Source organism: Amycolatopsis sp. NPDC004625, assembly GCF_040609695.1.
Classification (GTDB): Bacteria; Actinomycetota; Actinomycetes; order Mycobacteriales; family Pseudonocardiaceae; genus Amycolatopsis.
This window is the reverse complement of sequence record NZ_JBEXKX010000068.1, coordinates 13414-37003: the sequence shown is the minus strand read 5'-3', so window position 1 is coordinate 37003 and position 23590 is coordinate 13414. Positions and strand designations below refer to the sequence as shown.

At 71.8% G+C, this 23590-nt stretch carries 24 protein-coding genes; 12 read left to right on the top strand and 12 right to left on the bottom strand.

Features of this window, described 5'->3' with window-relative positions; genetic code table 11:
- The coding region (gene pafA / locus ABZW17_RS42310; RefSeq protein WP_354827231.1) for a Pup--protein ligase at positions 1-1403 on the bottom strand (1403 nt) is incomplete at its 3' end.
- A 143-nt stretch (positions 1404-1546) separates the two neighbouring features.
- Between pafA and ABZW17_RS42305 the strand changes: the two genes are divergently transcribed.
- From ABZW17_RS42305 to ABZW17_RS42295, 3 genes are all read left to right on the top strand, one after another.
- Positions 1547-3028, top strand: a complete 1482-nt coding sequence (locus tag ABZW17_RS42305) for a phosphatase PAP2 family protein (protein ID WP_354827228.1) — start codon at positions 1547-1549, stop codon at positions 3026-3028.
- Between the two features lie 100 nt (positions 3029-3128).
- Positions 3129-4346 (top strand): alpha/beta hydrolase-fold protein, encoded by a 1218-nt coding sequence (locus ABZW17_RS42300; protein WP_354827226.1) that lies wholly within the window; start codon positions 3129-3131, stop codon positions 4344-4346.
- 31 nt (positions 4347-4377) lie between these two features.
- Positions 4378-5169, top strand: a complete 792-nt coding sequence (locus ABZW17_RS42295; protein WP_354827224.1) for a class I SAM-dependent methyltransferase — start codon at positions 4378-4380, stop codon at positions 5167-5169.
- A 325-nt stretch (positions 5170-5494) separates the two neighbouring features.
- On the opposite strand, the gene prcA is transcribed toward ABZW17_RS42295, so the two are convergent.
- The 4 genes from prcA to dop all read right to left on the bottom strand — a co-directional run bounded on the left by prcA (position 5495) and on the right by dop (position 9093).
- On the bottom strand, positions 5495-6289 hold the full coding sequence (gene prcA / locus ABZW17_RS42290) for a proteasome subunit alpha (RefSeq protein ID WP_354827221.1): 795 nt from the start codon (positions 6287-6289) through the stop codon (positions 5495-5497).
- A 55-nt stretch (positions 6290-6344) separates the two neighbouring features.
- Positions 6345-7199 (bottom strand): proteasome subunit beta, encoded by an 855-nt coding sequence (prcB, locus tag ABZW17_RS42285; protein ID WP_354827219.1) that lies wholly within the window; start codon positions 7197-7199, stop codon positions 6345-6347.
- A 110-nt stretch (positions 7200-7309) separates the two neighbouring features.
- Positions 7310-7504, bottom strand: a complete 195-nt coding sequence (locus ABZW17_RS42280; protein WP_003075646.1) for a ubiquitin-like protein Pup — start codon at positions 7502-7504, stop codon at positions 7310-7312.
- Between the two features lie 86 nt (positions 7505-7590).
- A complete protein-coding gene (gene dop, locus ABZW17_RS42275) occupies positions 7591-9093 on the bottom strand; it encodes a depupylase/deamidase Dop (protein WP_354827216.1) in 1503 nt (500 codons plus the stop codon).
- Between the two features lie 41 nt (positions 9094-9134).
- Between dop and ABZW17_RS42270 the strand changes: the two genes are divergently transcribed.
- Positions 9135-9653: an NUDIX domain-containing protein gene (locus ABZW17_RS42270; protein ID WP_354827213.1), complete on the top strand. Its 519-nt coding sequence runs from the start codon at positions 9135-9137 to the stop codon at positions 9651-9653.
- Here ABZW17_RS42270 and ABZW17_RS42265 read toward each other — a convergent pair.
- Genes ABZW17_RS42265 through ABZW17_RS42255 form a run of 3 tightly spaced genes read right to left on the bottom strand, consistent with a single transcriptional unit; the run spans position 9644 to position 11582 of the window.
- Positions 9644-10258, bottom strand: coding sequence for a hypothetical protein (locus tag ABZW17_RS42265; RefSeq protein WP_354827210.1), 615 nt, complete (start codon positions 10256-10258; stop codon positions 9644-9646). The two genes, ABZW17_RS42270 and ABZW17_RS42265, sit on opposite strands and share 10 nt — an antisense overlap.
- 53 nt (positions 10259-10311) lie before the next feature.
- Complete coding sequence (locus ABZW17_RS42260) at positions 10312-11247, bottom strand: aldo/keto reductase (RefSeq protein ID WP_354827207.1); 936 nt, start codon at positions 11245-11247, stop codon at positions 10312-10314.
- A complete protein-coding gene (locus ABZW17_RS42255; RefSeq protein WP_354827204.1) occupies positions 11244-11582 on the bottom strand; it encodes a hypothetical protein in 339 nt (112 codons plus the stop codon). Before ABZW17_RS42255 ends, ABZW17_RS42260 begins: the two co-directional genes overlap by 4 nt.
- Positions 11583-11629: 47 nt before the next feature.
- Between ABZW17_RS42255 and ABZW17_RS42250 the strand changes: the two genes are divergently transcribed.
- Together ABZW17_RS42250 and ABZW17_RS42245 are read left to right on the top strand one after the other, a co-directional pair.
- Entirely contained in the window at positions 11630-11968 is a 339-nt protein-coding gene (locus ABZW17_RS42250; RefSeq protein ID WP_354827201.1) for a metalloregulator ArsR/SmtB family transcription factor, read from the top strand.
- A gap of 64 nt (positions 11969-12032) precedes the next feature.
- On the top strand, positions 12033-12908 hold the full coding sequence (locus ABZW17_RS42245; protein WP_354827199.1) for a TIGR03620 family F420-dependent LLM class oxidoreductase: 876 nt from the start codon (positions 12033-12035) through the stop codon (positions 12906-12908).
- Here the strand turns inward: ABZW17_RS42245 and ABZW17_RS42240 are convergent.
- Positions 12897-13721, bottom strand: coding sequence for a DUF3626 domain-containing protein (locus ABZW17_RS42240; protein ID WP_354827196.1), 825 nt, complete (start codon positions 13719-13721; stop codon positions 12897-12899). The genes ABZW17_RS42245 and ABZW17_RS42240 overlap by 12 nt on opposite strands.
- A 76-nt stretch (positions 13722-13797) precedes the next feature.
- On the opposite strand from ABZW17_RS42240, the gene ABZW17_RS42235 reads away from it, so the two are divergent.
- Positions 13798-14724: a DMT family transporter gene (locus ABZW17_RS42235; RefSeq protein ID WP_354827193.1), complete on the top strand. Its 927-nt coding sequence runs from the start codon at positions 13798-13800 to the stop codon at positions 14722-14724.
- 50 nt (positions 14725-14774) lie between these two features.
- On the opposite strand, the gene arc is transcribed toward ABZW17_RS42235, so the two are convergent.
- Positions 14775-16577: a proteasome ATPase gene (arc, locus tag ABZW17_RS42230; protein WP_086839213.1), complete on the bottom strand. Its 1803-nt coding sequence runs from the start codon at positions 16575-16577 to the stop codon at positions 14775-14777.
- Positions 16578-16943: 366 nt separating this feature from the next.
- Here arc and ABZW17_RS42225 point away from each other — a divergent pair, with 366 nt between their 5' ends.
- Positions 16944-17825, top strand: coding sequence for a hypothetical protein (locus tag ABZW17_RS42225; protein WP_354827189.1), 882 nt, complete (start codon positions 16944-16946; stop codon positions 17823-17825).
- Positions 17826-17838: 13 nt separating this feature from the next.
- Entirely contained in the window at positions 17839-18288 is a 450-nt protein-coding gene (locus ABZW17_RS42220) for a hypothetical protein (RefSeq protein WP_354827186.1), read from the top strand.
- A gap of 48 nt (positions 18289-18336) precedes the next feature.
- Here ABZW17_RS42220 and ABZW17_RS42215 read toward each other — a convergent pair whose 3' ends face one another.
- Together ABZW17_RS42215 and ABZW17_RS42210 are read right to left on the bottom strand one after the other, a co-directional pair.
- Positions 18337-19167 (bottom strand): tRNA (adenine-N1)-methyltransferase, encoded by an 831-nt coding sequence (locus ABZW17_RS42215; protein WP_354827184.1) that lies wholly within the window; start codon positions 19165-19167, stop codon positions 18337-18339.
- Between the two features lie 62 nt (positions 19168-19229).
- Positions 19230-20381 carry a site-2 protease family protein gene (locus ABZW17_RS42210; protein WP_354827181.1) on the bottom strand — a complete coding sequence of 384 codons (1152 nt, stop codon included), beginning with the start codon at positions 20379-20381 and terminating at the stop codon, positions 19230-19232.
- A gap of 397 nt (positions 20382-20778) precedes the next feature.
- On the opposite strand from ABZW17_RS42210, the gene ABZW17_RS42205 reads away from it, so the two are divergent.
- The 3 genes from ABZW17_RS42205 to ABZW17_RS42195 all read left to right on the top strand — a co-directional run bounded on the left by ABZW17_RS42205 (position 20779) and on the right by ABZW17_RS42195 (position 23472).
- Positions 20779-21678 (top strand): RecB family exonuclease, encoded by a 900-nt coding sequence (locus tag ABZW17_RS42205; RefSeq protein ID WP_354827178.1) that lies wholly within the window; start codon positions 20779-20781, stop codon positions 21676-21678.
- Positions 21678-22469 carry a thioesterase family protein gene (locus ABZW17_RS42200; protein WP_354827176.1) on the top strand — a complete coding sequence of 264 codons (792 nt, stop codon included), beginning with the start codon at positions 21678-21680 and terminating at the stop codon, positions 22467-22469. The genes ABZW17_RS42205 and ABZW17_RS42200 overlap by 1 nt, the downstream gene beginning before the upstream one ends.
- Before the next feature lie 64 nt (positions 22470-22533).
- Entirely contained in the window at positions 22534-23472 is a 939-nt protein-coding gene (locus ABZW17_RS42195) for a ParA family protein (RefSeq protein WP_354827173.1), read from the top strand.
- Positions 23473-23590: the final 118 nt, after the last annotated feature.

Genomic DNA, 23590 nt, shown 5'->3' with positions numbered 1-23590 from the left:
GTGCCGCCGGTCTGCCGCAGCGTCTCGTCGAGGCGGCGCTGGGCGTCGAGGCGCTCGGCGTCGAGCTTCGAGTAGAGGGTGGTGACGTACGCCTGGTCCTTGCACAGGACCGTGCGCTGGGCCTGGTCGTTCAGCTTGAGGTGCACCCAGTCGACCGTGAAGTCGCGGCCCGCGGCCTGGGCGGCGGCGATGAAGTCGCCGCGCAGCTTCGCCCGGGTCGTCTGGGGCGGGGTGTCCTTGGCCGCCTCGATCTCGCCGTCGTCGGTGACCCGGCGGACCAGGCCCTTGCGCTGCAGCAGGTCGAAGATGCCCCGGCCGCGGCGGATGTCGTGGTAGGCCAGGTCGAGCTGGGCGATGCGCGGGCTGGACAGGTCCAGGTCGTGCTTGTGCCGGTAGCGCTCGACCAGCCGGTGCTTGATCGCCCAGTCGATCTCGGTGTCGATCTTGCCGAAGTCCTGCTGCTCGACCGCGTCCAGGGCCCGGCCCCACAGCTCGACGACGCGCTCGTTCGCCGCCGTCGACCCGTTGTCCTTGATGTGCTGGACCGCGCGGGCGTGGTACTCGCGCTGGATGTCCAGGGCCGACGCCTCGCGCCCGCCGGCGAGGCGCACCTGGCGGCGGCCGGTGAGGTCGTGGCTGATCTCGCGGATCGCCCGGATCGGGTTGTCCAGGGTGAAGTCGCGGAACTGGACGCCGGCCTCGATCATCTCGAGCACCAGGTTCGCCGAGCCGACCTTGAGCATGGTCGTCGGCTCGGCCATGTTCGAGTCGCCCACGATGACGTGCAGCCGCCGGTAGCGCTCGGCGTCGGCGTGCGGCTCGTCACGCGTGTTGATGATGGGCCGCGAGCGCGTGGTGGCGCTCGAGACGCCTTCCCAGATGTGCTCGGCACGCTGGGAGAGGCAGTAGACCGCGCCGCGCGGGGTCTGGAGCACCTTGCCGGCGCCGCAGATGAGCTGGCGGGTGACCAGGAACGGGAGCAGCACGTCCGCGATCCGGGAGAACTCACCCGCGCGGGTCACCAGGTAGTTCTCGTGGCAGCCGTACGAGTTGCCCGCCGAGTCGGTGTTGTTCTTGAACAGGAAGATGTCGCCGCCGATGCCTTCGTCGGCGAGCCGGCGCTCGGCGTCGACCAGCAGGTCCTCGAGGATCCGCTCGCCGGCCTTGTCGTGCGTGACGAGCTGGACCAGGTCGTCGCACTCGGCCGTCGCGTACTCGGGGTGCGAGCCGACGTCCAGGTAGAGCCGGGAGCCGTTCGACAGGAAGACGTTCGATGAGCGTCCCCAGGACACGACCCGCCGGAAGAGGTAGCGAGCCACCTCGTCGGGCGAGAGCCTGCGCTGTCCGTGGAAGGTGCACGTGACCCCGAACTCGGTCTCGATGCCAAAGATCCGCCGCTGCATCCCACCAGAGTAGGCGCTGCACCCCCTTCGACGGTGCGCCGTTCGGGCGTCGACACGCCCCCAGTAGGCCACAGACGGTGAAATCTCCCCGAATCAGGCACGATTGGAGCACAGCTCTTGACGACACTCGGAAGGCGGACTCCTTGTCACATCAGCTCATCCGGGCCTTCCGGCAGGTCGGCCGGACCGATCGCGCGCTGATGCGCCGCAGTGCGGCCCTGCCCGCCACGAAAGCCGACGACGCGCTGATGACCCTCTCCAGATCGGCGAACAAGTCCCGGCTCTGGTGGGGCGTCGCGGTACTGCTGGCCACCCGGCCGGGCGAGACACGCCGGGCCGCGCTGCGCGGCGTGGTCGCGATCGCCGGGGCCAGCGCGGCGGCGAACCTCATCGGCAAGCCCCTGTTCCCCCGCCGCCGGCCGGCCGAGGAGGAGACGCCGATGCACCGCCGCCTGCGGAAACGGCCCACGTCCTCGTCGTTCCCGTCCGGGCACTCGGCGTCCGCGGCCGCCTTCGCCACGGCGGTGGCGATGGAGTCGCCGCGGGCCGGGCTGGCGGTCGCCCCGCTGGCGCTGGCCGTCGCCTACTCGCGGGTCCACACGGGTGTCCACTGGCCCTCCGACGTGGGCGTCGGCCTGGGCATCGGCGTCGGCGTGGGCCTGGCCACCCGGCACTGGTGGCCGCTGCACGACGACGTCCCGGGCCGCACCGCCCACGACGCCGACGCGCCCGAGATGGTCGATGGCGAGGACATGCTCGCGGTCGTCAACCCGAACTCCGGGGTGGCAGGCCAGGACCCGACCGAAGACGTCAAGTTCGCCTGGCCCGCGGCCACGGTGCTCTACCCGGACCCCGAGCAGGACCTGCGCGCCCAGCTCGAGGCCGAAATCGACGCCCGCGGCACGGTCCGCGCACTCGGTGTCGCGGGCGGGGACGGCACCGTCGCCGCGGTGGCCTCCGTCGCCGCCGAACGCGACCTGCCGCTCGCCCTGGTCCCGGCCGGGACGCTCAACCACTTCGCCCGTGACGTCGGGATCAACTCCATGCCCGATGCCGACGCGGCGACCGAGACCGGCAACGCCGTCTGCGTCGACCTGGGCGAAGTCGAGATCGACGGCGCCGGCGAGGAGGCTCACCGGTGGTTCGTCAACACCGCCAGCCTCGGCGGTTACCCGGAGATGGTCCGGCTGCGCGAGAAGCTGCAGGAAAAGCACCCCAAGTGGCCCTCGGCCGCGATCGCGCTGGCCAGGACGCTGCGGCACGCAAAGCCGCTGACCGTCCGGCTCAACGGCAAGAAGACACAGGTCTGGCTGCTGTTCGTGGGCAACGGCACGTACGCGCCCAAGGGCTTCGCCCCCAGCCGGCGCCCGGCGCTCGACACCGGCCTGCTCGACATCCGCTACCTGCGCGCCGACCTGCCCTACTCCCGCGCCCGGTTCCTGCTGGCGATGATCACCCGCAGCCTCGCGGCCAGCCACGTCTACCAGGAGCTCGACCTGCCCGAGCTGGAGGTCGAGCTGCTCGACGGCAACCGCCGCGTCGCCACCGACGGCGAGGTCGGCCCGCTCGGCAACCGCTTCCGCTTCCGGTCCCGCCCCCGGGCCTTGATGCTTTACCGGCCCTGAGGTTGCTTTACCTTCTCTCAACGAACCCACAGGCGGTTTTCGCTAACTTCGCGACCGAGTTGCGGGCAACCCTGCCCGCGGCCGGGACGGGCGGGGTGGCATGGACGGGTACGGCCTGGCGAGCGTCATCCACCGGGCCGGGACGGACCCGGTGCTGCCGGGGAACATCACCGCGCGCGCCCGGGACCTCGGCCCGCTCGAGTCGCCGCTGATCTGGCTCGGGCTGGCCTCGGCCGCGGTCGCGGTCCTCGCCGTCGTGGTCGCGCTCTGGTACCGGCGGCGGGTGCGGCGCTGGGGGTTCACCGCTTTCGGCGTCCTGCTGCTGCTGGCCGCGGTCACCGCGGTCAACAGCTACGTCGGGTACGTCCGCACCAGCGACGACCTCGCCCGGCTGCTGCAGCGCGGGCCGGGGGTGGTCAACGTCGCCGGGCACCTGCTCGACGACGGCAAGGAGGCGCCGGAACCGTCCTCGGACACCTCCTCGCCGGCGCCGCGGCCCGGCAAGGGTGCGGGGACGGCCGCGGCCGGGCAGCGCATCGACGTGGTCAACCTGCCCGATCCCGCGCACGGCGTGCCCTCGGGCAGCAACTACGTCATCCTGCCGCCGGGGTACGACAGTGACTCCGGGCGCCGTTATCCGGTCGTCTACCTCATCCACGGGTACCCCTTCGGCGGTCCTCGTGACTGGCTGACCTCGGGTGACGCTCCCGGGACCCTCTCGGCGTTGCAGCAGGCCAACGTCATCGCGCCGATGATCGTCGTCAGCGTCGACCTGACCGCCGGGAACCCGAGCACCGACTGGGAGTGCCTCGACGTCCCCGGCGGCCCGCAGCTGGAGACCTACCTCGCGAAGACCGTCGTTCCGGCCGTCGACCGGCGCTACCGCACCTACGCCGACCGCACCCATCGCGCGTTGGGCGGGATGTCCGGCGGGGGGTTCGGGGCGCTCAACATCGGGCTGCACCACGTCGACGAGTTCGCCACGCTGGTGATCGCCCTGCCCTACGACGATCTCAACGACTCGATCGGCATCCTCGGCGGCAACCAGGCCGCCATCGCCGCCAACACCCCCCGGCGGTACCTGCCGACGATGAAGTTCAGCGCGCCGATTTCGGTGATGCTGGCGGTCGGCACGGGGGCGCCCACCGACGTGACGACGGCGCGCCGGATCGCCGCCGCGCTGCAGGCCCGGGGGCAGGATGCGGTGGTGCACGCCGAGCGGGGGTTCAACCACACCTGGCACACCGCCCGGGCCACGTTGCCGTATCTGCTGGCTTTCGCCGACCAGGAGTTCCGGGCGTCTCCGGCGGCTTCGTGAAAGCCGGTTGCCGGGCGCGGGATCGTTGAGCATGGACCTCGCGACGCACTACGGGACCGGGCCGGCCGAGCACGACCGGCTCTCCCGCACCCCGCACGGCCGGCTGGAGTACCTGCGCACCCGGGCCTTGCTCCGCCGTTCCCTGCCCGGCCGCGCCCGTGTCCTCGACGTCGGAGGTGGTACGGGCGTCCACGCGGCCTGGCTGGCGGCCGACGGCCACACCGTCCACCTGGTCGACGTCGTTCCGGACCACGTCGCCCAGGCCGCGATGCTGCCCGGGGTGACGGCCGAGGTCGGCGACGCCCGCCGGCTCAGCGCTCCGGACGCCTCCTTCGACGCCGTCCTGCTTCTCGGGCCGCTTTACCACCTCGTCGAGCCCGCTGATCGGGCTCGCGCGCTGGGGGAAGCCCGGCGGGTGCTACGGCCCGGTGGGCTGCTCGCGGCCGCGGGGATCAGCCGGTACCTCTCGCTGCTGGAGACCTCCGCCGCGGGGACGCTCACCGAGGACCGGGTGGATGCGGTCCGGGCGGTTGTGGAGACCGGTGCCTATGACGGGCACGTCGGGTTCGTTCCTTCGCACTGGCACACCGCTCGTGAGCTTGGTGATGAGGTCTCGGCTGCGGGGTTTCTCGAGGTGCGGGTTCACGGTGTCGAGGGGCCTGCGTGGGCTGCGCTTGATACTGCTGGTCTTGAGCGGTTCGACGGGCTTGTTGCCGGGGCGCTGCGGGCTGCGGAGATTGCTGATGGGGATGGGCGGCTTGTTGACTTCAGCGCTCATCTGCTGGGTGTTGCGCTGCGGGGGTTTAGCCCTGCCGCGGTTTAGCCCTGCCGCAGTTAGCGCTGCCGCAGTCAGCGCTGCCGTAGCTTCCCCCCGCCGACCCGAACGCCGGATTGTTCAACGGCCGACAGGCCGTGTCAAGGCGGGAAAGCGTGCCTTGACACGGCCTGTCGGCCGCTGATGCGGCTGCGTATCGGGTTGGCAGGGGGGTGTGGTCGGCTGCCTGGACCCCTTGCGGGGGCCGCCGCCCGGACCGCTACGCGCCGAAACTGTCGGTGACCCCCGGTAAGCTGGCAACTGGGGGGCGGAGGCCCGCCCTTGCCCGCCTCACTCGCCTTTCGAGCGTGGTTCCCGGCTCGGCTTACTTGACTTACTCGCTTTCCGGTTTGCCCTCTGGCTCCTCGCCCTGGGGGTCCGGGACCGGCAGGAGCGTGTCCAGGGCTGCCCCTGTCAGCCTGCGGAACGAGCGCCTGGGGCGGTCGCGGTCCAGGACCGCCACCTCCAGTTTGATCGGGTCCGCGTCGCCGTTTCCGTTGCTTGCCGTGTTCGATGATGAGGTTGATGAAGCCGATGATGTGGTCGTCGGGGCCGGCTGGCTCGGGGTCCGCAAGGCCGCCACCGCCACGCCCAAGGCCGCCTGCAGGTCCAGGCCGTCCTCGAACGTTTCCTTCAGCTTCGTCGAGATCTTGTCCGTCTGGCCGCCCATCACCACGTACTGCGGCTCGTCGAAGATCGAACCGTCGTACGTCAGGCGGTACAGCTGGTCCTCTGCCGCGCTCGCGCCGACCTCCGCCACGCAGATCTCCACCTCGAACGGCTTCAGCTGCTCGGTGAAGATGCTGCCCAGCGTCGCCGCGTAGGCGTTCGCCAAGGCCCGGGCGCTCACGTCGCGGCGGTCGTACTGGTAGCCCTTCAGGTCCGCGTGGCGGATTCCCGCCACGCGCAGGTTCTCGAACTCGCTGTAGCGCCCGACCGCTGCGAAGCCGATGCGGTCGTAGATCTCCGAGACCTTGTGCAGGGTCGCCGACGGGTTCTCCGCCACGAACAGCACGCCGCCCGCGTACTTCAGCACCACCACGCTCCGGCCGCGCGCGATGCCCTTGCGCGCCAGCTCGGAACGCTCCCGCATCAGCTGCTCGGGAGAGGCATACAACGGCATCGTCACGGTGTGTGCTCCAGGTCTTCCGGTGTTTCAGCGTTCACTGGGTTCAAGTCCGCGGTCAGGACAGCCGGCGCTGGTGGCGCTCGGTGCGGCCCGCCACCACGGCTTCCGCCACCGCCGCCGCTTCGGCCGTCGGCAGCTGCAGGGCGCCCTGCTCCGCGGTGATCGTCACGACCGTCGGGAAGATGCGCCGCACCAGGTCCGGGCCGCCCGATGCCGTGTCGTCGTCCGCCGCGTCGTACAGGGCCTCCACCGCCGCGCGCACCGCGCCCTCGACGTCCGCGTCCGGGTCGTGCAGCTTCTTCATCGCCGATTTCGCGAACAGCGAACCCGAGCCGATCGACGCGTAGCCGCCGTTCTCCTCGTAGCGGCCGCCCGCGGCGTCGTACGACACGATCCGGCCGGCGTGCTTCGCGTCCTCGGCCTCCAGGTCGTACCCCACGAACAACGGGATCGCCGCCAGCCCGGCCATCGCCATCTCGAGGTTCGCCTTGACCATCCCGGCCAGCTTGTTCGTCTTGCCGTCCAGCGACAGCGAAACGCCCTCGATCTTCTCGTAGTGCGCCAGCTCCACCGCGTACAGCCGCACCATCTCCACGGCCAGCCCCGCCGTGCCCGCGATGCCCACCGCCGAATACTCGTCGGTGACGTGCACCTTCTCCATGTCGCGGCTCGCGATCAGGTTGCCCGACGTCGCCCGCCGGTCACCCGCGATCAGGACCCCGCCCGCGAACGTGCACGCGACGATCGTCGTGCCGTGCGGCACGCCCAGCTCCGCCGCACCGGCCGCCACCCGGCGCTGGGGCAGCAGCTCCGGCGCCTGCTCCCGCAGGAAGTCCGAAAACGACGACGTCGCCGACGAAAAGTACGCCCCGGGCAGCGCAGGACCCGAGATGCCCCTGGTGTTGTCCATACGTGCTCAAAAATCCCATCTGTGCGGGCCGGAGCCCCGCGCGCGCAGGACGCCACGCGGAACCCCGGCCGCCGGCTGAACGGTCGGCAAGGGCGGAAAGCCCCGAGCGGCTACTCGCCGCCCTTCTGCACGTAGGCCCGGACGAAGTCCTCGGCGTTCTCTTCGAGCACGTCGTCGATCTCGTCGAGGATCGTGTCGACGTCCTCGCCGAGCTTCTCGCGCCGCTCCTGACCCGCCGCGCCGGTGTCCTCGAACTCCTCGTCGGAGTCACCACCGCCGTGCTTTTCGATCTTTTCCTGGGCCATCTCGCCTCCCGGTGTGGCTGATGTTTCCTAGCCTACCCAGCGCCCCCGACATTCGGGGTCACGCCGCGATCGCTGGTGCGTCCCGCCTAGTCCGAACCGGTGAGCGCCTCCACGAGCTCCTCCGCCGTCGCCGCGTTGTCCAGCAGCTTGCCGACGTGCGCCTTCGTCCCCCGCAGCGGCTCCAGGGTCGGGATCCGCACGAGCGACTCCTTGCCCACGTCGAAGATGACCGAATCCCACGACGCCGCCGCGATCGAGGTCGCGTACTTCTCCAGCGCCCGGCCCCGGAAGTAGGCCCGCGTGTCCGACGGGGGCGTCGTCACCGCGGCCAGCACCTCCTCCTCCGACACCAGCCGCTTCATCGACCCGCGCGTCACCAGCCGGTTGTACAGGCCCTTCGCCAGCCGGACGTCCGAATACTGCAGGTCCACCAGCCGCAGCCGGGGCGCGCCCCAGGCCAGGCTGTCGCGCTGGCGGTAGCCCTCCAGCAGGCGCAGCTTCGCCGGCCAGTCCAGCCGGTCCGCGCACTCCTGCGGGTCCCGCGCCAGCGCGTCCAGGACCTCGCCCCAGACCCGCAGGACCTCCTTCGACGCCTGGTCCGCGCCGGTGCGCTCCAGGTTCTGCGAAGCGATCTCGTGGTAGGCGAACTGCAGGTCCAGCCCGGTGTACTTCTTGCCGTTCGCCAGCGCCACCTGCACCTTCAGCGTCGGGTCGTGGCTGATCTGGTGCACCGCCTTGACCGGCTCGTCCAGCTTCAGGTCGTCGAACCGGATCCCGGCCTCGATCAGGTCCAGCACCAGCGCCGTCGTCCCGACCTTGAGGTACGTCGAGTACTCCGACATGTTCGCGTCGCCGATGATGACGTGCAGCCGCCGGTACTTGTCCGCGTCCGCGTGCGGCTCGTCGCGGGTGTTGATGATCCCGCGCTTGAGCGTGGTCTCCAGGCCGACCTCGACCTCGATGTAGTCCGCACGCTGGGAGAGCTGGAACCCGGCCTCTTCACTCTGCTGGCCGATCCCGACCCGGCCCGAGCCGGTCACCACCTGCCGCGACACGAAGAACGGCGTCAGCCCCGCGATCACCGACGTGAACGGCGTCGACCGCGCCATCAGGTAGTTCTCGTGCGTGCCGTAGCTCGCGCCCTTGCCGTCGACGTTGTTCTTGTACAGCTGCAGCTGGGGCTGTCCGGGCACCGAGGCGGCCTTCATCGCGGCCTCCTCCATCACCCGCTCGCCCGCCTTGTCCCAGATGACCGCGTCGCGCGCGTTCGTCACCTCGGGCGCCGAGTACTCCGGGTGCGCGTGGTCGACGTACAACCGCGCCCCGTTGGTCAGGATGACGTTCGCCGCGCCCAGGTCTTCGACGTCCGGGTCGTGGCCCGGGCCGCCCGGGCCGGTCAGGTCGAACCCGCGCGCGTCGCGCAGCGGGGACTCCACCTCGTAGTCCCACCGGGCCCGCCGGGCGCGCGGGATGTCCGCCGCCGCCGCGTAGGCCAGCACGACCTGGGTGGAGGTCAGTACCGGGTTCGCCGTCGCGTCGCCCGGCACGGAGATGCCGTACTCGACTTCGGTTCCCATGATCCGCCGCATGTCACCACCCTACGGGGTCGCCCTAGTGGAACGATGCACCCATGCCAGGCAGTGACGAACTCGTTGCCCTCTATGACCAGGCCGGCGCGGTCGTCGGCGCCACCACCCGGGCCCGCGTGCGCGCCGAAGCGCTCTGGCACGCCGCCGGCGTCGTCCTGGTCCGTTCGGGTGACGGAAGCGCGGTCTACGTGCACCTCCGCACCCCCGGCAAGGACGTCTTCCCCTCGACCTGGGACTGCTGGGCCGGCGGCGTGGTCGCCGCGGGCGAGACGCCGGCCGAGTGCGCCCGCCGCGAACTCGCCGAAGAGCTCGGCGTCCAAGGGGTGGAACCCGTTCCGCTGTTCACCAAGGTCTACGACGACGGCCGCAACCGCTGTCACAACTTCGCCTTCGAGGTCCGCTGGGACGGCCCGATCCGCCACCAGGCCGAAGAGATCGTCGAAGGCCGCTGGATCCCGCTGGCCGAGCTCCGGGCCTGGATCGATGACCCGGCCCCCGAACTGCCCTTCATCCCCGACGGCCGCGAAGGCGTGCAGGAATGGTTCCGCCGCTACGGCTGAGCCGCGAGCTTCGCCGCCATCGCGGGCAACAGGCGCTTCGCCGCGTCCACCGCCCGGGCCTCGGTGCTCGCCGAGACGGTCAGGCCGGACACGAGCCTTCCCTTCGCCAGCAACACCGTGCACGTCTTGCCCTCGCACCACGCCCGCTGCCGCTCCACCCCGGCCTGCGCCGGGACGCTCACCGGCTTGCCCGCACAGTCCGCGTCCGCGACGACGCCGGCCACCGCGCGGTCGGGGTAGGCGGCGACGCGGTGGCTCAGCACCGACCCGCTGGGGTAGCGCCAGGTCGCGGTCCGGCTCGTCGCCGACGCGTCGGCCAGGCACCCCGACGCCTCGCCGGAAGCGGGCTGGACGCCTTCTTCCGCGACGTCCGCATCGGACAGCAGCGCGTCCTGCGCGAGCTCGCCGAGATCGGGCCCTTGAGGGGTCGCCGGGGCCGCCTTCGCCGGGCTCACCGGGGCCTCCGTGACCACCGGAGCCGACGTCGGGGGCGTGGGCGCCGGATCGTCGTAGTACGTCTCGAGGTTGTTCGGGTCGGGCCCGTCGCAGCCGGTGAGGCCGACCAACGCGACCGCGGCCAACGCGATCGCCTGCCGATGACGCACCTGCTCCGGCCTCCTGTCGTCCGTGGCGTGCCTGGGAAGGGTAGTGCAGCCGGTCAGTCCCACTCCAACGAGGACCGGTGTCGCCAGTACGCCCCGGGCTCCTCGGCCAGCGTGGCCAGCGATTCCCGCTCCCCTGCGGTCAGGTCCAGGGCCGTCGCCCGCAGGTTCGCCGCGAGCTGCGCCGGGCTCGCCGGGCCGACGACCGCCCGGTCCACCCAGCCGTTCGCCAGCACCGCGGCCACCGCGACCGCGTCCGGGCCGGTGCCGTGCGCGGCCGCGAGCTCGCGCACCACGGCCGGCGCCTCGACCGCCAGCCTGCCGTTGGCCAGGGTTTCCTTGACCAGCACCCGGTTCCCGGCCGCGTGCGCCGCGGCCAGGGCCGGACCCGCGGACGGTTCCAGGACGTTCCACGTCGACTGCACGGCGGAGAACACCGGGCGCCCGGCCACTTCCAGCGCGAACGCCCGCTCGATCGCGTCCGCCTGCGCCGGTCCCGACGTCGAGAACCCCACCGCGACCCCGTTCGCGGACAGCTCCGCCAACGCTTCGAGCAACGGCTCGTCGGTGAACAGCGGACTGTCCACAGTGAGCGAATGGACCTGGTACAGGCCCACCCGATCCCCCAGCAGCGCCAGGGTTTCCGCCCACTGCGCGGCGAACCGCGCCGCCGAGTGCTCCTTCACCTCGTGCACGTCGGCGTCGAGCCGCCACTGCCCGACGTAGGCGTACCCCCACTTGCTGGAGACCTCGACGCCGGCGTGCCCGCGCTCGGCGAGCCACCCGGCCAGGAACTCCTCGGAGCGGCCGTAGGACCGGGCGACGTCGACGTGCCGGACCCCGGCGGCGTAGGCGTCGTCGAGCACCGCGAACGTCGCGGCACGCATCGAACCGACGTCCCGGACCGGCGGCAGCGCGCCCTCCCGGCCCAGGTTGATGTACGCGGGGCGGCCCAGCGCCGCCAGGCCGAGGGCGATCCGGTCCGCGCTCATGCCGTCTGCTTGTGCCGCAGGATGGCCAGCCACTGGCTCGCGTTCTGGGCCTGGCGGTGGAGTTTCTCCAGGCGCGCGGCCGGCGCCCGGACGTAGCCCTTGCCGAAGACGGGCGCGATCTGGCGGAGGCTGGCGCCGCCTTCCCGCGCCGCGAGCAGCAGCCAGTCCGACGCGTCGGCGCAGGCCGCCGAAGCGCGGCGCAGCTCCCCGAGCAGGTCGATGAGCTCCTGGGCGTCCACCTCCCCCGCCTCGACGGCGGCGGCCGTCGTCTCCAGCCAGGCGAGGACGTCGGATTCGGTGATCGGCGCGCGCGGCCGCGAGGTTTCTTCGCTCACGCCGTGCAGTATAGGTCGTTATACGCCGATATACTGGGAGCGACACCATGACGACGCACACCGGATCCCAGGCCGACGTCGAGCAGCTGCTCGACGTCTTCAAGGCGCTCGCGAACCCGGTGCGGCTGCAGGTGCTGCAGTGGCTGCGGGAGCCCGGGCGGCACTTCCCGGTCGAGCGGGCGATCGCCGATCCGGTGGAGGTCGGGGTGTGCGTGAGCCACATCCAGGAGAAGCTGGGGCTCGCACAGTCGACGGTGTCGGCCTACATGGCGTCGCTGCAGCGCGCCGGACTGGTCCGGGCCACGCGCGTCGGGAAGTGGACGCACTACAAGCGGGACGAAGCCCGGATCGCGGAGTTCGTCGCAGTGCTCGGCCACTCCCTCTGATCCTCCCCTCCCCCGTGCGACACCCCCTGGACCTTCATATCGTAAATCTGCGATACTTCGATCCATGGGTACGATCGAGAACATGCGGCTGGGCCGCTACGGGATCTGGACGTTCGACTTCGAGGACCAGCCGGCCGGCCTGATCCGGGATTCGGTGCAGGAGCTGGAAGAACTCGGCTGGCCGGCGATCTGGATCCCGGAGAGCGAGGGGCGCGAAGCCCTGACGCACGCCGGGTTCCTGCTGGCGGCCACCGAACGCCTCACCGTCGTCAACGGGATCGCGCAGATCTGGTCCCGCGAAGCCCGATGGACCCGCGGCGGGGCCTTGCTGCTGGCCGACGCCTACCCGGACCGCCACCTGCTCGGCCTCGGCTTCGGAGCCGGAAAGCCCGGCGCGAAGCCGCTTCGCGCGATGAGCGACTACCTAGACGCCCTGGACGACGACCCGAAGGGCAACCCCGCTCCACGCGCCCCGGTGCGCCGGATCCTCGCGGCGTACGGCCCGAAGATGCTGGCGCTGGCCCGCGACCGGTCGGCGGGCGCGCACACCTACCACGTAACCCCGGAGCACACGGCCCAGGCGCGGGAAATCCTCGGTGCGGAGCCGTTCCTGGGCGTCGAGCACGCGGTGCTGTTCGAGACGGACGCGGCCAAGGCGCGCGCGGTCGCCCGCCGGCACCTGCACCCGTACCTCACGTCCCCGTACAACATCGCGAAGTTCCTTCGGCTCGGCTACACGTCGGAGGACATCGAGGGTGGCAGCGACCGGATCGTCGACGACCTCGTGTTCTGGGGCGACCTCGAGTCGATCACCGCGAAGCTGCGGCGGCACCTGGACGCGGGCGCCGACCACGTCGGCGTCCAGGTGATCGGCGTCGAGCCGGGCACCTCGGCCATGCCGCACTGGCGCCGGCTGAGCGAGGCGCTGCTACCCGCGTAGCCCGAACCGCGCGGTGCAGTGCCACAAGCGCTTGAGCACCTGGGGATCGTGCCGGCCGGCACGGACGGCGTCGCCGAGGACGCGGGCGTCCAGCCACCCGTCCTCGGCGACGTCTTCGCCGGCCCGCACGACGTCCTCGCCGCGGTAGTCCGCGTGCCCGGCGAGCTCCGCCACCGAGAGCCGGAACCCGTGGTGCCAGCGCGTCGGGAAGGGGAACTCCGCGGCGGCCGCTTCGACGTCAGTACCCCGGAAGGACGGGTCCAGCACCAGGGCCGCGATGTCGTCCGGCAGCCGGAGCGGGCCGTGGACGTGGGCCTCGACGTAGTCGTCGAGCTCGTCGGGGGCGGCCGCCTCGACGAGCGGGAGCAGCGGCATGCGTGCGGCGGTGCCGAAGTGCACCGGTTCGTGGAAGCTGTCCGGGTAGCAGAAGGTCGTGCGGGGCAGCACCGCCGGCTTGAGGCGGAAGTGCGCGGAGCCGAACCGGACCGAGCCGCCGGCCGGACGGCGGCGGTGGTCGAGGGAGCCGTACTTCGGGCGGGCCGACGGCGGCAGCTCGTCGTAGACGCCGCCGAACATCCGGTGTTCCCAGCGCCACCGGGCACCGCCCGGGTGCGCGGTCAGCCCGCCGTTGCCGGTGCCCGTCTCGAACTGTGAGCGGTAGACGCCGTCGGTCAGCCAGTGCCGCAGCAGCGGGACCGCCCCCACCAGCCGGTCCGGGTGGAAGTGGATCGTGACGTCCAGGTCCGCCGGCAGCGGCGGTCCCCCGGCCCGGGCCGCGACGTACTCGACTGCTGCTGTCCATTCTTGCCCCATGGTATAGATCGTTATACACAACACGGCGTCGGAAAACCACTGGCTTCGCGGCCGGTCCGGCGGTTTGACTGCGGGCATGCGACGGGCGGATTTCGGGGTCACGGTGCGGTTCGCGCTGCTGGCGATCGTGTGGGGTGCGAGTTTCCTGTTCATCAAGGTCGGGCTGGGCGGGCTCTCCCCCGGCCAGGTCGCCCTGGGCCGGGTCGCGCTGGGCGCGCTGGCGCTCGGCGCGATCCTCCTGGTGCGCCGGCGGCCGCTCCCCCGCGATCCCGTGCTCTGGGGGCACCTCGCGGCCGTGTCGGTGCTGCTGTGCGTCGTCCCCTTCCTGCTGTTCTCGTGGGCCGAGCAGTACATCTCCTCCGGGCTGGCCAGCATCTTCAACGCGACGACGCCGCTGATCACGATGCTGCTGGCGGCCGCGGCGCTGCCGGCGGAGCGGTTCACGCCGCGGCGGGTGCTCGGCCTGCTGCTCGGGTTCCTCGGCGTGCTGACGATCGTCGGGGTGTGGCACGGCATCGACGTGTCCCACCAGCTGACCGCCCAGCTCGCCTGCCTCGGCGCGACGACGTGCTACGGCGCCTGTTTCGTCTACCTGCGCCGGTTCGTCTCACCTCGTGGGACGGATCCGGTGGTGGTCGCGTTCGGGCAGACGGCGTCGGCGACGGTGATCCTGGGCCTGTTGACGCCGGCGATCGCGGCGGCACCCGTGCACCTGGACCTGCCGGTGGTGGCGAGCATGATCGCGCTCGGCGTCTTCGGCACCGGCATCGCCTACGCGTGGAACACCCGGATCATCGCGGCCTGGGGCGCGGCCAACGCCTCCGCGGTCACGTACTTGACGCCGGTCGTGGGCGTGCTGCTCGGCGTGCTGGTGCTGGGCGAGCCGGTGAGCTGGAACCAGCCGGCCGGCGCGCTGCTCGTGATCGCGGGAATCCTGGCGGGCCACGGAAAGGTGCGCCTGCGCCGCTCAACCCCGGTGGACGCCGACCTGGTCCGCCGCTAGACACGCCGATGGGGCGGCCACCTCGGTGGCCGCCCCATCGTGCGTCGGAACTACAGGTACTGACCGGTGTTCGTGGCGGTGTCGATCGCCCGCCCCGAGTCCTGGTTCTTGCCGGTGACGAGCGTGCGGATGTAGACGATCCGCTCGCCCTTCTTGCCGGAGATCCGGGCCCAGTCGTCCGGGTTGGTGGTGTTGGGCAGGTCCTCGTTCTCCGCGAACTCGTCGACGATCGCGTCGAGCAGGTGCTGCACGCGGAGACCCGGCTGCTTGGTCTCCAGCACCGACTTGATCGCCGACTTCTTCGCCCGGTCCACGATGTTCTGGATCATCGCGCCCGAGTTGAAGTCGCGGAAGTACAGGACTTCCTTGTCCCCGTTGGCGTAGGTCACCTCGAGGAACCGGTTCTCGTCGCTCTCCTCGTACATCCGCTCGACGGTGTGCTGGATCATCGCGTCGAACGTCGCCTTCGGGTCCCCGCCGAACTCGGCGAGGTCGTCGGCGTGGATCGGCAGGCCTTCGGCCAGGTACTTGGAGAAGATGTCCTTCGCGCCTTCGGCGTCCGGACGCTCGATCTTGATCTTGACGTCGAGCCGGCCCGGCCGCAGGATCGCCGGGTCGATCATGTCCTCGCGGTTGGAGGCGCCGATGACGATGACGTTCTCCAGGCCCTCGACACCGTCGATCTCCGACAGCAGCTGCGGCACGATCGTCGTCTCCACGTCGGACGACACGCCCGACCCACGGGTCCGGAAGATCGAGTCCATCTCGTCGAAGAACACGATCACCGGGGTGCCCTCGGAGGCCTTCTCCCGCGCCCGCTGGAAGATCAGGCGGATGTGCCGCTCGGTCTCCCCGACGAACTTGTTGAGCAGTTCGGGACCCTTGATGTTCAGGAAGTAGGACTTCCCGTCCTCGTTGTCGCCCCGCGCCGCCGCCACCTTCTTGGCCAGCGAGTTCGCGACCGCCTTGGCGATGAGCGTCTTGCCGCAGCCCGGCGGGCCGTAGAGCAGGACACCCTTGGGCGGCCGCAGCTGGTACTCCTGGTAGAGGTCGGCGTGCAGGAACGGCAGCTCGACCGCGTCCCTGATCTGCTCGATCTGCCGGGTGAGGCCACCGATGTCCTCGTAGCGGACGTCGGGCACCTCCTCCAGCACCAGGTCCTCGACCTCCGCCTTCGGCACGCGCTCGTACGCGTAGCCGGCCTTGGAGTCGACCAGCAGCGAGTCGCCCGGCTTGAGCGGCTGCTCGGCCAGCAGGTCGGAGAGCAGGACCACCCGCTCTTCGTCCGCGTGCCCGACCACCAGCGCGCGGGGGCTGCCGCCCTCGACGTCGGCGGCGAGCACCTCACGCAGCGCGCACACCTCACCGGTGCGTTCGAAACCGCCGCCCTCGACCACGGTGAGCGCCTCGTTGAGCCGCAGCGCCTGGCCGCGGCGCAGGGACGAGATCTCGACCGCGGGCGAAACCGACACCCGCATCTTCCGGCCGGCCGTGAAGACGTCCACCGTGTTGTCCTCGTACGCCTCGACGAAGACGCCGTACCCGGACGGTGGCTGGGCCAGCCTGTCGACCTCTTCGCGGAGGGCGAGGAGCTGTCCTCGCGCTTCGCGCAGGGTTTCGACCAGTTTGGTGTTGCGTTCGGTGAGCTGGCTCACCCTTTCCGAGGCCTCGGCGAGCCGCTGTTCGAGAACCCGGTTCTGCCGTGGCGAGTCCGTCAGTTTGCGGCGCAGCAGCGCCACTTCTTCCTCGAGAAAACGGATCTGCCGAGCCTGCTCGTCCGCCGTCGTCCCAGCTCCGGATGTTGCTGAAGGGTCGGCCTCCTCGCGCCGACCTCCGGGAAGGTCATGATGCATCGGGCACCTCCTCGGAGTGCTTTTCATTCCACGGTACCGGCGATCACCGACAAGAAAAGGCCTTTCCGGATCACAAGATCGGCGCGTCGCGGGTCGCCTGCCGCCCCCAGCACGGACATTCCCGCAGCGCAAGCGCCCATTTCGGTGCCGTGACGCCGGTGTGTCGCGGGTCCGGCCGGGCCGGGACGAAGCAAGCACGTCGGGAGTACCCCGCCCGCGGACGGCCCAACCCCGGACCGGGAAGCGGGCAATTCCGGCCAGTTCCGCCCTAACCGCGCGGCGGGCCGGACCGGTGGCTAGCATCGGGCGACGCTGTACCGGCCCCGACGGCCGGCGCTTTCGAGGGAACGCTAGGGGGCACCACTCATGACCTACCCGCCGCAGCAACCGGGCGGCTACGGCCAGCAGCCCGGCGGCTACGGGCAGCAGCCCGGGCCGTACGGCCAGCCGCAGCCCGGCGGCTACCCCCAGAGCGGACCCCAGCCCCAGCCCGGCTACGGCGGCACGCAGCAGTTCGGCCAGCCAGGACCCTACGAGGGCGGGACCCAGCAGTTCGGGCAGCCGGGGTCCTACGACGGCGGATACCCGCCCCAGACCGGCCCTCAGCCCCAGCAGGGCTACCCCCAGTACGGGCAGCAGGACCAGTGGGGGCAGCCTCAGCAGCAGGGCTACGGCGGGTTCGACCAGTACGGCGGCGGCTTCGGCGACGCGCCCCCGCCCAAGAAGCGGAAAACCGGCTTGATCGTCGGCCTCGCGGCGGCCGCCGTGGTGCTCGTCGGCGGCGGCGTGACCGCGTTCGTCCTCATGAACGGCAAGGACGACCAGACCGCCGCCCCGCCCGCGAGCAGCAGCTCCGCGGCGCCGACGTCCGCCCCGAAGGCGTCGACGCCGAAGCCGAAGACCACCTCGCCGACCAGCCCGACCTCGAAGACCGGCAAACCGGCGGGCGGCCCGGCCCCCGGTGGCAAGGGCAGCTCGCAGGAGCTGTTCGATTCGACGATTTCGGCCTACAACGCCGGGGACGAGAAGGCGCTCGGCGATGTCATCTGCCGCAGCGTCTACGAGGGCACGACCGGCCAGATCCCGAAGGTGACGGTCAAACTGACCGGCGACCCGCAGGAGACCGGCGACAAGGCCACCGTCCGCTACTCGGCCACCGACGGCAGCAAGACCAAGGTCGGCACGATGTCGGCGCAGAAGGAATCCGGGCTGTGGTGCCTGTCCAACGTCAGGGCGGACGGCTCGTGAGCGCCCGCCTTCGGTGAACCGCCCGCTCGTCGCCGGGCTGGTGCTGCTCGGCGTGGCTGCCGTCGGCGTGGTGCTGGGCCTGGTCCTCGTCGCGCCGACGGGAGGATCGCCCGCGACCTCGAGCCCGCCGGCGTCACCGCCCCGCCCGTCGGCACCCGCCGCCCCCGACGAGGCCGACACGGCGGCGGTGGCCGTGCTGGCCCGCGCGATCGTCGACGCCATCACCCGGCACGACTCGGCGGCGTTCGGGAAGCTGACGTGCCACCCGCAGAGCGCGGAGGCCCTCGCGGGCCTGCAGCGCACGTGGGACGCGGCCGGCCCGGTCACGGCGAAGCTGACGGGCCCCCCGGAGCTGCGCGGCGAGTCCGCGACGGCGAAGGTGCACGTCGAAGCGGCGGGCGGGACGAAGGACACGCCGTTCCCGCTGCACAAGGAGAGCGGCCGCTGGTGCGTGCCGGGTTAGCCGGCCAGGACCACCGCGAATCCGGGTGTGCGGCGCCGCCGCGCTCCCTCAGCCCTTGCCCTTGCTGGGCCGGCGCGACACCCGCGGCGACACCGTCCCGTCGGCCAGGCGCCGCGCGGTGAGCAGGAACGCCGTGTGCGCGACCATCCGGTGGTCCGGGCGCACCGCCAGGCCCACCACGTGCCACGGGCGCATCAGCGTCTCCCACGACTCCGGCTCGGTCCAGCACTGCTGCTCGCGCAGCGACTCCGTGACGCGCGAAAGCTGCGTGACCGTCGCGACGTAGACCGTCAGCACGCCGCCCGGCACCAGGTGGGCGGCCACGTTCGGCAGCTGCTCCCACGGCGCCAGCATGTCCAGCACGACCCGGTCGACTTCGCCTTCGTGCGAGGCCAGGTCGGCGACCGTGAGCGACCAGTTGGCCGGCTTCTCGCCGAAGAACTTGACCACGTTGCGCTCGGCGTGTTCGGCGTGGTCGTCGCGGATCTCGTAGGAGTGCACCCGTCCGGCCGGGCCGACCGCGCGCAGCAGCGAGCACGTCAGCGCGCCGGAGCCGGCTCCCGCCTCGAGCACGCGCGCGCCGGGGAAGATGTCGCCCCACATCACGATCTGCGCCGCGTCCTTCGGGTAGATCACCTGCGCGCCGCGGGGCATCGAGAGCACGTAGTCCGGCAGGAGCGGGCGCAGCGCGAGGTAGGTCGAGCCGCCCGCGGACGTCACCACCGAGCCCTCGGGCCTGCCGATCAGGTCGTCGTGGGCGAGCGCGCCGCGGTGGGTGTGGTACTCACCGCCGCCGGCCAGGGTCAGGGTGTAGTGCCGACCCTTCGAGTCGGTCAACTGCACCCGATCACCCGCGCGAAACGGTCCGCTGACCGACAACACATCCTCCTGTAACCCGTTTGGCCGACGCCGAATCTTCGCAGGCCGCGCGGGCGCCGGGCTCAGCGGGTGCGGCGGTTCATGGCGGCCCGCAGGTCGTCCCGGCGCAGCACGCCCGCCGGACGGCCCTCGTCGTCGACGACGAGGAACTGCCACGCGGCGGTTTCGCGGATCCGTTCGATGACGTCTTCGCCCGGTTCGGACGCCAGCAGCACGGTTTCGGCCCGGATCGGCTCGGCCGCCAGTTCGGCGGGCGCGTGCGGCGACGAACCGGCGAGCCGCTCGGCCGCGCCTTCGTCGAGGAGCCCGGCGGCCACCCCGTCCGCGCGGACCAGCACGACGCCCCGGCCGGCCGACGCGGCCAGCGCGTCCGACACCGGGCTTTCGGCGGGCAGCTGCAGCACCGGCCGGACCAGCTCGCCCAGGACGAGCCCCTCCGGCCACGTGCGGCGCGCCTCGGCGGCCAGTTCGGAGCGGGCGCCGAGGATGACGAACCACGCCGTCACGACGCAGACACCCAGCCGCAGCCAGCGGTCCGGGCTCGCGGTCGCCAGGCCCCACAGCGCCCAGACGAGCAGCCCCGCGGCGACGACGGCGCCGCCGGCGACCGCGGCCCGCGTGCCCTTCGCGCGGATGCCGGTGACCGCCCAGACGCCGGCGCGGACCAGCCGGCCGCCGTCCAGCGGCAGCCCGGGCAGCAGGTTGAACACGCCGACGGCGAGGTTCGCCACCGCGCACTCGCCGATCAGGAGCCAGACCGCGCCGTCCGCGGGCACGGCGAACATCAGCAGCCCGCAGAACCCGCCGAGCAGCAGCGACACGGCGGGTCCGGCCGCGGCGACCAGGCCTTCGTCACCGGGACGCTTCGGGGTGCGGGCCACTTCGGACAGGCCGCCGAGCAGGAACAGCCGCACCCGCCGCACCGGGATCCCCAGCCGCAGCGCGACCAGGCAGTGCCCGAGTTCGTGGGCCAGCACCGACAGCCCCAGCAGCAGCGCGAACGCCCCGGCCAGCAGCCACGACGTCCCGGCCGAGGCGTCCGGCAGCAGCCGCCCGACCAGGGGCGCGTACAGGACGACGACGATCAGCGAGCCGACCCACCAGGAGGGGGCGAGCAGCACCGGCACCCCGGCGACCCGGAACAGCACGAGGCCACCGTCCGAGAGGACGGCCTGCCGGGTCCCCCCGGTGCCCTGCTCACTGGTCGCGGCCATGCGGAGAGCCTAGAGCCCCGGGTGTGGGTCCGGGGTGATCCGGGTCGGCGGGTGTCGCCCGCCCGGCCCGCGTACCTGCACCGTCGCCTCGCGTACCCCCGACGTCGGCTCGCGTACCCCCAGGGTCGGCTCGCGTAGCCGGGCAGTCGGCTCGCGTAGCCGGGCAGTCGGCTCGCGTGCCTGGAGGGTCGGCTCGGTGCCGGGGCCGAGCCGACCGCCGGGGTACGCCGACCGACCGTCCCGGTACGCGAGCCGACCCTCGGGGTACGCGAGCCGACCGCTGGGGTACGCGAGCCGACCGCCGGGGTACGCGAGGCATCCGTCCGAGTGCGGGTCGGGTGGGGTGGCGGGCGTTGCGGTCGCCGGAACTGTCGGACCCCGGCGTTACGCTCTGCCCATGCCCGACGCCGACACTGTCACCACCGACACCCCAGCCTCCGCCGTCGCCACCGAGGTGCGCCGGCGGCCCGCGTTGTCGCCGTCGAGGGCCAGCGACTTCAAGCAGTGCCCGCTGCTCTACCGGTTCCGCGCGGTCGACCGGCTGCCCGAGGTTCCGACGAAGGCCCAGCTGCGCGGCACGCTCGTCCACTCCGTCCTGGAGCGGCTGTTCGCGCTGCCCGCCGCCGAGCGCGTCCCCGCGCAGGCGCGGGAGCTGCTCGGGCCGGCGTGGACGGACCTGTCCGCGGACCGTCCGGAGTGGACCGAGCTGTTCGACGGCGAGAAACCCGAAGACCACGCCGGCTGGCTGCGCTCGGCCGAAAAGCTCCTCGACGCCTACTTCGAACTCGAGGACCCGCGGCGGCTCGAACCCGAGGCCTGCGAGCTGCACGTCGAGATCGAGCTCGGCTCCGGCGTCCTGCTGCGCGGCTACATCGACCGGCTCGACGTCGCCCCCACCGGCGAAATCCGGGTCGTCGACTACAAGACCGGCGCCGCCCCGCGCGAAATCGGCGAGGCCAAGGCGATGTTCCAGATGAAGTTCTACGCCGTGGTGCTGTGGCGGCTGCGCGGGATCGTGCCCCGCCAGCTGAAACTCATGTACCTCACCGACGGCCAGTCGCTGGCCTACACACCCGACGAAGCCGAGCTGCTGCGCTTCGAACGCACCCTGGAAGCCATCTGGCAGGCCATCCTCAAGGCAGGCAGGACCGGCGACTTCCGGGCCAACAAGAGCAAGCTGTGCAACTGGTGCGACCACCAGGCGCACTGCCCCGAGTACGGCGGCACCCCACCCGAGTACCCCGGCTGGCCGGAGCCCGACGCGGGCGACGAGACACCCCTGGACCGGGCCGACTGATGGCCGACGCTTTCTACGTCCCGCTCGGCGAAGACCGCTTCGCTGCGACCGCGCACACAGCCGGCCCATGGACCCCGGACGCCCAGCACTTCGGCCCGCCGTCGGCGTTGCTGGTCCGGGCGCTCGAAACCGTCGAATCCCGGCACGCGGCGGAACTCGCGCGCGTGACGGTGGAGATCCTCGGCCCGGCACCGGTCGCCGAACTCACCGTGCGGGCCCGGGTCGAGCGGCCGGGCCGGTCGGTCGAGCTGCTGCAGGCGGAGCTGGCGAGCGCCGAGCGCGTGGTGGCGCGGGCCTCGGCGTGGCGCATCGCGACGTCCGACACGGCGGAGGTCGGCACCGACGCCGGCCCGCTGCTGCCCGGCCCGGGCAGCGTCGGAGAGTCGCCGTGGCCGGAGGGCTGGCGGGGCGGCTACCTCGACGCGGTCGAGTGGCGCGCGGTGCGCGGCGGCATGGACGTGCCCGGCCCGGCGGCGGTGTGGGCCCGCCAGCGCGTCCCGCTGGTCGACGGCGAGGAGCCGAGCGGCCTGCAACGGCTGTTCGCCGTCGCCGACTCCGGCAACGGCGTGTCGAACTACCTCGACCCGCGGCAGTGGTGGTTCATCAACTCGGAACTCACCGTGCACCTGCGGCGGGTGCCCGAGGGCGGGTGGATCGGCCTGGACGCGGTCACGCTGGTCGGCAAGCACGGCATCGGCACCGCGACCAGCATCCTGCACGACGCCGGCGGCCCGGTGGCCACCGGCGCGCAGGCGCTGATGGTCCGGCCGCGACAGGCCGGGGGCGGATAGCCACCCACAACGGGCCCGCATCCAATAACCTTCGCGGAACGACCGACTTGAGGAGCGCTCGGGCATGCAGATCACCTCGGTGGTCAACCAGAAAGGCGGGGTCGGCAAGACCTCACTGAGCGTCGGCACCGCGGCCGCCTTGGCCGAACGGGGCCGGCGGGTGCTGCTGGTCGACCTCGACCCGCAGGGCCACGCCACGACCGAGATGCTCGGGTTGTCCGAGGTCGCCGCGGACCAGCCGAGCCTGGCGAAGGCGCTGGCCAAGACGTGGAAGGGCCCGATCGAAGAGCTCGTCGTGCCGCACCCGCGCAGCAACCTCGGCAAGGGCGGCGCGCTCGACGTCGTGCCGACGTCGCCGGGGATGTTCGACCTGATCCGGCGGCTCGACTCGTTCCGCGTCCCCGGCTGGCAGCTCGCGCGGGTCATCCAGTTCGCCAACTACGACCACTGCGTCATCGACTGCCCGCCGGCGCTGGACGTGCTGACGAACAACGCGCTGGCGGCGTCGCACGGCATCCTGGTGCCGGTCCAGCCGGACAAGACGAGCATCCGCGCGCTGCGGCTGCTGGCCGACCAGGTCCGGTACGTCGAGCAGACCGTCGGGCGGCAGCCGCTGTCGTGGTTCGGCCTGGTGCCGAGCCTGTACCGGCGGCCGATCTCGCACTACGCCGCCGCGGCGCTGCAGGAGATGTACGACTTCGGCATCCCGATGCTGTCGCACCTGCCGCTGGGCGTGGTGATGAACGAGGCGGCGGCGCACGGCGTCCCGGTGACGACGTACGCACCGGAGACCCTGCAGGCGCTGTCCTTCCGCGAGATCGCGGACACCCTCGACAGCTACCTGGAGCAGAACCAGGCCCCCGCGGTGGTCCCGGCCGACGAGGAGTTCGTCTTCGAGGACTTCATCTCCGAGGTCGCGGTGGCCCGCAACGTCAACGACAACGGCGCCCGCAAGGGTCTCTACGACCTGCTGCCCAAGAAACCCAACCGTCCCCGCTCCTGAGTCTGCCGCAGCTAGTCGTGGGTGTGAAAAAGGGTTGTTAAACATTTTAAAAAAAAACACAAGCCCGCGGGGGGAGAGAGATAGGGATAGGGGGGGGGTGGGGGAGGGTGTGGAGGTG